10 protein-coding genes are annotated in these 7,673 nt (G+C 63.4%); 4 read left to right on the top strand and 6 right to left on the bottom strand.

The window, feature by feature from the left end; translation table 11 throughout:
- The coding region (locus tag EN879_RS16470; protein WP_127274133.1) for an FtsX-like permease family protein at nucleotides 1–707 on the top strand (707 nt) is incomplete at its 5' end.
- A gap of 131 nt (nucleotides 708–838) precedes the next feature.
- Complete coding sequence (locus tag EN879_RS16465) at nucleotides 839–1,081, top strand: hypothetical protein (protein WP_013531069.1); 243 nt, start codon at nucleotides 839–841, stop codon at nucleotides 1,079–1,081.
- On the opposite strand, the gene EN879_RS16460 is transcribed toward EN879_RS16465, so the two are convergent.
- Together EN879_RS16460 and EN879_RS16455 are read right to left on the bottom strand one after the other, a co-directional pair.
- Entirely contained in the window at nucleotides 1,078–1,794 is a 717-nt protein-coding gene (locus EN879_RS16460) for a hypothetical protein (RefSeq protein WP_063168256.1), read from the bottom strand. The genes EN879_RS16465 and EN879_RS16460 overlap by 4 nt on opposite strands.
- Nucleotides 1,795–1,797: 3 nt before the next feature.
- On the bottom strand, nucleotides 1,798–2,910 hold the full coding sequence (locus EN879_RS16455) for an endonuclease/exonuclease/phosphatase family protein (RefSeq protein ID WP_013531067.1): 1,113 nt from the start codon (nucleotides 2,908–2,910) through the stop codon (nucleotides 1,798–1,800).
- Between the two features lie 189 nt (nucleotides 2,911–3,099).
- Between EN879_RS16455 and EN879_RS16450 the strand changes: the two genes are divergently transcribed.
- Nucleotides 3,100–3,666, top strand: a complete 567-nt coding sequence (locus EN879_RS16450) for a BA14K family protein (protein WP_013531066.1) — start codon at nucleotides 3,100–3,102, stop codon at nucleotides 3,664–3,666.
- Between the two features lie 107 nt (nucleotides 3,667–3,773).
- Here the strand turns inward: EN879_RS16450 and ilvC are convergent, their stop codons facing one another.
- The 3 genes from ilvC to EN879_RS16435 form a co-directional block, all read right to left on the bottom strand.
- Nucleotides 3,774–4,793: a ketol-acid reductoisomerase gene (gene ilvC / locus EN879_RS16445; protein WP_013531065.1), complete on the bottom strand. Its 1,020-nt coding sequence runs from the start codon at nucleotides 4,791–4,793 to the stop codon at nucleotides 3,774–3,776.
- 100 nt (nucleotides 4,794–4,893) lie between these two features.
- Nucleotides 4,894–5,583 carry a TetR/AcrR family transcriptional regulator gene (locus EN879_RS16440; RefSeq protein WP_063170262.1) on the bottom strand — a complete coding sequence of 230 codons (690 nt, stop codon included), beginning with the start codon at nucleotides 5,581–5,583 and terminating at the stop codon, nucleotides 4,894–4,896.
- Nucleotides 5,584–5,725: 142 nt separating this feature from the next.
- The gene (locus EN879_RS16435; protein WP_063168257.1) at nucleotides 5,726–6,184 is read right to left on the bottom strand and encodes a MarR family transcriptional regulator; all 459 of its coding nucleotides are present in this window, start codon (nucleotides 6,182–6,184) and stop codon (nucleotides 5,726–5,728) included.
- 99 nt (nucleotides 6,185–6,283) lie between these two features.
- On the opposite strand from EN879_RS16435, the gene EN879_RS16430 reads away from it, so the two are divergent.
- The gene (locus EN879_RS16430) at nucleotides 6,284–7,030 is read left to right on the top strand and encodes a glutathione S-transferase family protein (RefSeq protein WP_063168258.1); all 747 of its coding nucleotides are present in this window, start codon (nucleotides 6,284–6,286) and stop codon (nucleotides 7,028–7,030) included.
- Here the strand turns inward: EN879_RS16430 and EN879_RS16425 are convergent.
- Nucleotides 6,978–7,673: NAD(P)/FAD-dependent oxidoreductase (locus tag EN879_RS16425; RefSeq protein WP_164774435.1), on the bottom strand; the 696-nt coding region annotated here is incomplete at its 5' end. The genes EN879_RS16430 and EN879_RS16425 overlap by 53 nt on opposite strands.

Here is a 7,673-nt window from a genome sequence, read left to right as displayed (position 1 = left end):
GAGACAGCGAGATCATCCGCGTCAACCGCACCTCCTGCAAGATCATCGGCCTGCTCGAGCCCAAGGGCTATACCGGCTTCGGTCAGGATCAGGACAATGTCGTGCTGATGCCGCTGCACGCCTACCAGCGCCGCATCGCCGGCAACCGCGACATCGACAACATCTACATCGCCGCCGATGACCGCACGCCGACCAGCGAGTTGCAGCCGCGCGTCGAGGACATTCTGCGCGACGCCAGACGCATCACGCCCGATCGTGAAAGCGATTTCGCCATCCGCGACATGACCCAGATCGCCGACGCCATGGCCAGCGCCACCACCACCATGACCGGCATGCTGGGCGCCGTCGCCGGCGTCAGCCTGCTGGTCGGCGGCATCGGCATCATGAACATCATGCTGGTGTCGGTCACCGAACGCACCCGCGAGATCGGCATCAGGCTCGCCATCGGCGCGCATGAAAAGCACATCCTCATCCAGTTCCTGGTCGAGGCGACGGTGCTGTCGCTGCTCGGCGGCATTATCGGCATCCTGATCGGGCTGGCGCTGGCCGGCCTCGCCGCGGTGACGCTGACCATCCCGTTTGCGCCGAGCCCGGCGGTGATCCTGCTCGCCGTCGGCTTTTCCGCCCTGATCGGCATGGTGTTCGGCTTCTTCCCGGCGCTGCGCGGCGCCAGGCTCGACCCGATCGACGCACTTAGGCACGAATAGGGCAACCGGCCGAAACGCGGCCGGCGCTCAGACCGGTTTTGCACAGCCTTAGACGTTTCCACCCTACCCGCCACTGTCGCCGCGCCGTTCATGATGCTAGGGCAATTCACGCTTGGGTGGAGGAATAGCCAATGAGCAAGAAGGCACGACTGATCCTGACGATGGTCGTCATCGAGGCCTTCCTTGCAGGCATCTGGTGGTATCTCGCCCGCTTCGGCATGGCCAATCCCGATCGCGTCACAGCCGATTTTCAGGCAGTCGTCGGCCAGACCATGGGAATGGCGATGGGCGGTTTGCTCGGCATCGGCTTCATCCTGTTCCTCGTCGCCGCCCGCAACGATCGCAACGCGGCACAGAACAAGACGCGCCCTTAACTCCCGTTTGCGAAATGCCACTCGATCAGCGGCTTCATGTGCGGTGACAGGCCGACCGGCAGGTCGGCGGCATGGCGGATGATCACTGGCCCGTCGATCTCCGGCTCGGTTTCGGTGGCGACGAAGGCTGAGATGCGCTGGGCGATCTCGTCGGCGGGCGCCGCCGCGTGGTAGCGGCGGAAGATCACCGTGCCGCTGTTGGTCGACATGGCGTGGTAGCGTTTGCCGCGTTCCGCGGCTGACAGGTCAAGACCGGTTTCCTCGCGCACTTCGCGGATCATGTTGAAATCGACATCGACCAGGCCATCGCGAAAATCGACCGGCTCGAATGAGCCGGCGGCAAAATAGACGCGGCCGGCGTTGACCGTGTGCGGACCCATGCGGATCGCCACCAGCGCATTGTCGGCAGCCACCAGCATGGCATGGGCATAGGCATGCTCGGCGCCCGAATTCTCGCGCCGCTTCCGCCACAGCATGAAAGTCGAATAGTTGACCGCATGGCAGCGGCCGGCGAGACGGTTGTCGCGGTAGGCAAGCTGCGACAGCAGCACCACCATGCCGTCGAACAGCGCCGGATTGGCAGCGATTTCGTGCTGCCAGTTCTCGGCGATCGCCTCTGCATTGTCCCTTGCGAACGGGTGCGGACCGGGATCGAGCCGGACGTCGATGGCGTCGACCGGCAGGATGACGTTGCGTGGCAGGTCGAAACTCATGCGTCAGGTCATGTCCAGCGTGATCGCCACCGGGCAATGGTCCGACGCCTTCGGCCGGTCCCAGCCGGCACGCGGAAAGCGGTCGACCTCCTGCCCCGGCGGAAAAATGGTGCGCCAGGGCTGGCCGTTGCGGATGATGTCGGGAACAGCCGTCGCGTTGCTGGCGGCGAGCCCCTTCGACAGCAGGATGTAGTCGAGCTGGCACAGATGCCGCTCTTCCGGTCCGCGCGTGTGGTAGAAACTCCAGCGGTTCATCTCCGGCCGCCGCTCGACGACGTTTTCGCAGAAGCCGCCGGCCGTCAGCACGTTGATGCAGGACAGGGCTTCGTCGACCACCTCGAAGCGATAGCCGTCGATCGCATCGCCGGCCACCTTCACACGCTGGCGGTAATCGTTCATGTCGCCGCAGATTGCCCAGCGTTTGTCGGCGGCATAGTCCTTGCCGAAGCGCTCCTCGATGATGCGCCGCACGGCCTGCGCCTCCGCGATGCGCACCGGCATCGTCGCCTCGCGCCCGTCGAGCCCGTTGCGCGGCGAACCCATCGACTTGAAATGCACGAGATAGAGCGTCAGCGGCACGCCGCCCACGGTGACGTCGATCTCCAGGCAGTCGCGCCGGAAAATGCGCTCATTGGCCTGATTGCCCAGTGCCTCGAGTTCCGGCGTGTGCAGCCCGAACTGCTCGTAGGTGACATAGGCGTGGCTGGTCATGCGCACGAATTCGATCGGCTGGCCCTGGGCGGTCTCATTGCGCATCATCACGGCAACGTCGATGCCGCGTGAATCATTGCCCGATGTGGTGTATTTCTGCCGGTAGCCCTGCCCCACCATCTTGAACAGATAGCCATATTCGAAGGCCTTCAGCGCCTCGATGTTGTCGACCTCCTGCATGCAGATGATGTCGGCCCGGGTGGCAGCGATTGCCAGCGCCGTCAGCTGGCGCGTGTCGTCGGATTGGGCGATGGCGCGGGCCTGCTCCAGCATCCTGTATTCCGCCTCGCTCTGGATATCGAACAGCGCCAGCGTTCGATCCTCGTTGAGCTGGTTGCGATAGCCGGAATAATCGAACCTGTTCATCAGGTTCTCGACATTGAAGGTGGCAAGGCGCAGCGACATGCCATGACCTTTGCCCGCAAGTGCTTCGGAAAACAAGCGCGCAGGATCACCATCTGAGATCGATTGGTCTTGGGCGCGTTCGCGTCATGGTTGACGGAACCTTTCCGTTCATCCGCCGTTCAGATGCAAACATCCATTGTTGCCCCATTCCTCGGGTGGGCGTGGGGCCTGTAACTCTTGGAGAGTGCAATGAATTCGCTCTTTTCTTCCACGGTCAAATCGGGGCTGCTAGCCCTGGGTATCCTCTCCGGCGTCACGGCACCGTCCGCCGCCGGCCCGATCATGCAACCGGACCTGTCGATTCCCACCAGCACCGCGGCGCCGAATGTCACGCCGGTCCGCGACAGCTGGGCGGGCGGCAACAACAACCGTCAGTTCAACAACGACAATTGGAGATGGCGCCGGTCGGGCAATTGGGACGGCGGCCGTCGGCACTGGCACGGCGGCGGCGGTCACTGGAATGGTGGAGACAACTGGCGTTGGCGCCATGGTCGCCATCACTATCGCGGCGGCCGTTACTACGATGATGGCGCGAGTGCCGCGATCCTGGGCCTTGGCCTGGGGCTTGGCCTCGGCAGCATGTACAACAACTACGACTACTATGACCGGCCGGCGCCGCGCCGCTACTACCGCGCGGGACGGCTTTCGAGCGCCCATGTCCAATGGTGCTACAACCGCTACCGGTCGTACCGGGCCTACGACAACACGTTCCAGCCCTACAACGGCCCGCGCCAGCAGTGCTACTCACCCTATTGATGGGCTGGCCCTGTAGCTGAGCTGACCGACAGAATGAAAAAACGGCGCCACGTGGCGCCGTTTCTTGTTCATGGAAGCTGCTATTTTCGAGCGCTTGTGGATTTCGCTCAGTTCTTCGCCTTGTCGACCAGCTTGTTTTTGGAAATCCACGGCATCATCGCGCGCAGCTTGGCGCCGACTTCCTCGATCTGGTGGCTGTCATTGTTGCGGCGGATGCCCTTGAAGCGGGACATGCCGGCGCGGTACTCCTGCATCCACTCCGAGGTGAATTTGCCGGTCTGGATGTCCTTCAGCACGCGCTTCATCTCGGCCTTGGTCTCGGCGGTGATGATGCGCGGACCCGAGACATATTCGCCCCATTCGGCGGTGTTCGAGATCGAGTAGTTCATGTTGGCGATGCCGCCTTCATAGATCAGGTCGACGATCAGCTTGACCTCGTGCAGGCACTCGAAATAGGCCATCTCAGGCGCGTAGCCGGCTTCCACCAGCGTCTCGAAACCGGCCCGGATCAGCTCGACCAGGCCGCCGCACAGCACGACCTGCTCGCCGAACAGATCGGTCTCGCATTCCTCGCGGAAATTGGTCTCGATGATACCCGAACGGCCGCCGCCGACGCCGCAGGCGTAGGACAGGGCCAGGTCGAGCGCATTGCCCGAGGCATCCTGGTTGACGGCGACCAGGCACGGCACGCCGCCGCCCTTCTGGTATTCGCCGCGCACCGTGTGGCCGGGGCCCTTCGGGGCAATCATGACGACGTCGACCGTCGACTTCGGCTCGATCAGGCCGAAATGCACGTTGAGGCCGTGCGCGAAGGCGATAGCGGCACCATCGCGGATGTTCGGGGCGATCTCGTTCTTGTAGATGTCGGCCTGCAGTTCGTCCGGCGTTGCCATCATCATCAGGTCGGCCCACTTGGCCGCGTCCGCCACGCTCATCACCTTGAGACCGTCGGCCTCGACCTTCTTGGCGGTTGCCGAGCCGGCCTTGAGGCCGATTGCGATCTCCTTGGCGCCGGAATCCTTGAGGTTGAGCGCATGCGCCCTGCCCTGGCTGCCATAGCCGATGATGGCGACCTTCTTGCCCTTGATCAGATTGAGATCGGCATCACGATCGTAATAGACGCGCATTTTGTCTTCCTTCCCGTTTATAAATCAGAGCATGATGCCGAAAAGTGTGAAGCGGTTTTCGGACGACATCATGCTCTATCTTCTTGATTTAGAGACGAATTCAGATTTCAGGTCGACTTGACCTGAAATCATCCGGCTCTAGGGCCTTGCGGCCGGTTGTTGCTCCATGAAGAGCGAGAAACTGCTGCGTCGCCCGCGCGGCATCGCCGCCGATCGCCGCCTCAGTCAATTCCAGCCGGTCGCCGAGCAGCAGACGGATCTGCACATCGCGGGCGACCAGCCCGAAAAAGGTGCGAAACGCCGTCTCGGCATCCGCGAAATCCAAAAGCCCGGTCCGTCGGCCGGCCTCGAGCACCGGCTTCAGCCGCTTGGCCAATGCGAAGCGGCCGTTCTCCAGCACCACGGCGCCGAGATTGTCCTTGCCGGAGCCCGCATGGCTGACCGCCACCCGATTGAGCGCGATCGACGTGTCGCTGGAAATCACCTTGAGCCAATCCGAGGCGAAGCGCTCGAGGCTCGCGGTCAGCGAGGCAAGATCGAGCCCCTTGCGGTCGACCGGTGCCACCCGCACTTTCGAGGCCTGCCATTGCACCGTCGCTGTCAGCAGCCCGTCGCGGTCGCCGAACCATTTGTAGAGCGTTTCCTTGGAACAGCTGGCGCGGCGCGCCACGGCGGTCATGGTCAGCTGGTCGCCCTCTTCGACCAGCAGCCGCAACGCCGCGTCGAGCACGGCCTTCTGCCGCTCTGTCAGCGCTTCGCTGGTGTCGATGTCAGGCACGATGTGCAACACGCTCTTCTCTCGAAAGGTCGGCATTCCCGATAGGCCGTACCGTACGTTACGGTTCGGCATATTGCGCGATCCGAGGCCGTGCGCAAGAGGACGAGAGCAAAATATCTGCAAAAATGGACAGGCGCTGGCGCGACAGGCTCGCTTAATCGCTGGCTGGCGGATGGCGCAACCGTCCAAGCAGTGCCGAGACCATGGTCAGCTCATCCGCCGACAGTTTGGCGCCAACCAGTTCGGCGATCGAGCGTCCGTACACAGCCCACATCTGGCGGCGTATGTCTCGCCCCTTGGCCGCGATGCGGATGGTCTGGCCACGGCCGTCATCGGCCACCGGCAGTTTCTCGACGAGCCCATCGGCCTCGAGCCGGGCCAGCAGGCGCGAAATGTTGTATTGGGCGAACAGCGTGCGCTCGATGAGCTGGAACGGCCGCAGCCCGCCCTCGCCCGCCTCGGCGAGTTCATGCAGCACGTCGTACCAGGCAAGTGGGGGCAGACCGGCGGCCTTCAACGCCTCTTCGGCGCTCTCCATCAACTGGCGCGATACGCGCATCAGGCGAGCCCAGGCCTTGATGGCTTCGGGCGAAGGCGCGGCTTTCTCGGTCATGGCGCACCTTAGACGATAGATGCAATTGCATCAAGCTTGACGATCAATGCATATGCATCTACATAGATGCAATTGCATTAATCAGGGAAAGCCAATCCGATGAAACACGAAATCTGCAAACGCGCCGACAAGCTCATTCTCGTCAGCCATCACCTCTGCCCCTATGTGCAGCGCGCCGCGATTTCGCTGGCCGAAAAGGGCGTGCCGTTCGAACGCGTCGATATCGACCTCGCCAACAAGCCGGACTGGTTCAAGGCGATCTCGCCGCTCGGCAAAGTGCCGCTGCTGCGCGTGCAGCGGAATGGCGAGGAAACGGTGATCTTCGAATCGGCCGTCATCCTGGAATTCCTCGAAGAGACGCAGGCCAATCCCCTCCACCCGGCCGATCCCTATGCCCGCGCCCGGCATCGCGCCTGGATCGAGTTCGGTTCGGCAACCCTCAATGCCATCAGCCGGTTCTATTCAACATCGACCGAGGCCGGCTTCCTTGACGAATCCAGCGCGCTGTCCGCCATGTTCGACCGTCTCGAAGCCGAGTTGGCGGACGAGCCTGGCGGCCCCTGGTTCGCCAGCAAGCACTTCTCGCTGGTCGACGCCGTTTACGGTCCGGTCTTCCGCTATCTCGATGTCTTCGACCGGATCGGTGATTTCGGCATTCTTGACCGAAAGCCCCTCGTCCGCGCATGGCGCCGGGCGTTGAGTGAACGCCCGTCGATCAGGCAAGCCGTGGCGCCGGACTACCCGCAGCGCCTGCATGCCTTCCTGCGGGCAAAGGGATCGTACCTTTCGAGCCTCATTGGCCAAAACGATCCGGCCACCGCGCTTCGACCAGTCCTATCCGCTTGAACGGATCGATTACGGTGCCGGCCACCATCGAGGCGAGAAACTGCGGCGCCGGCGGGATTTTTGCCACCGTCGCCACCAGCCTGTCGCGGATGAAGGGCAGCGCCACCGAATCCGACTGGTAGAACGGCGTGAACGCCAGCGACAGCGCCTGGAAGATGCGGACATGCCAGCGCCGCGCCCTCGCATAGGCTTCAAGTGCCGCTTCGACACTGTCCGTCCGCGCCAGCGCATGGCTGAGCGCCGCGGCGTCGAGCAGCGCCATATTGGCCCCTTGCCCGAGCTGCGGGCTGGTCGAGTGCGCCGCGTCGCCGATGATGGCCAGCCGCCGCCCAACCGGCCGCTTCATCGTGTGGTGGCCATAGCGCGCCAGCGAGAGCTGGTCGAAACTGTCGATCTGGCTGACATACGCCTCGCTCTGCGGCCACAGCCGGATCACCCTCTCCTTCCAGGCATCCAGGCCCCGGACGCGCACCTCATCGGCGTCCGACGGCTTCAGGCTCCAGAAGAAGGCCGCCATCTTTTCAGCGCCCGGCTGCGGCCGGCCGATCGGCAGCACGCCGATCATCACGCTCGCTCTGTCGTAGCGTTGCAGCAGCGCGCGCTCATCGAAACCGTCGCCGCGCCAGCCAAGCGAGGCCCAGAA

The sequence above is a fragment of the Mesorhizobium sp. M7A.F.Ca.AU.002.02.1.1 genome (genome assembly GCF_003998535.1).
In the GTDB taxonomy this organism is placed as follows: Bacteria; Pseudomonadota; Alphaproteobacteria; order Rhizobiales; family Rhizobiaceae; genus Mesorhizobium; species Mesorhizobium ciceri.
Note: the sequence above shows the minus strand (reverse complement) of the source record. Positions and strands in the feature narration are given on the sequence as shown.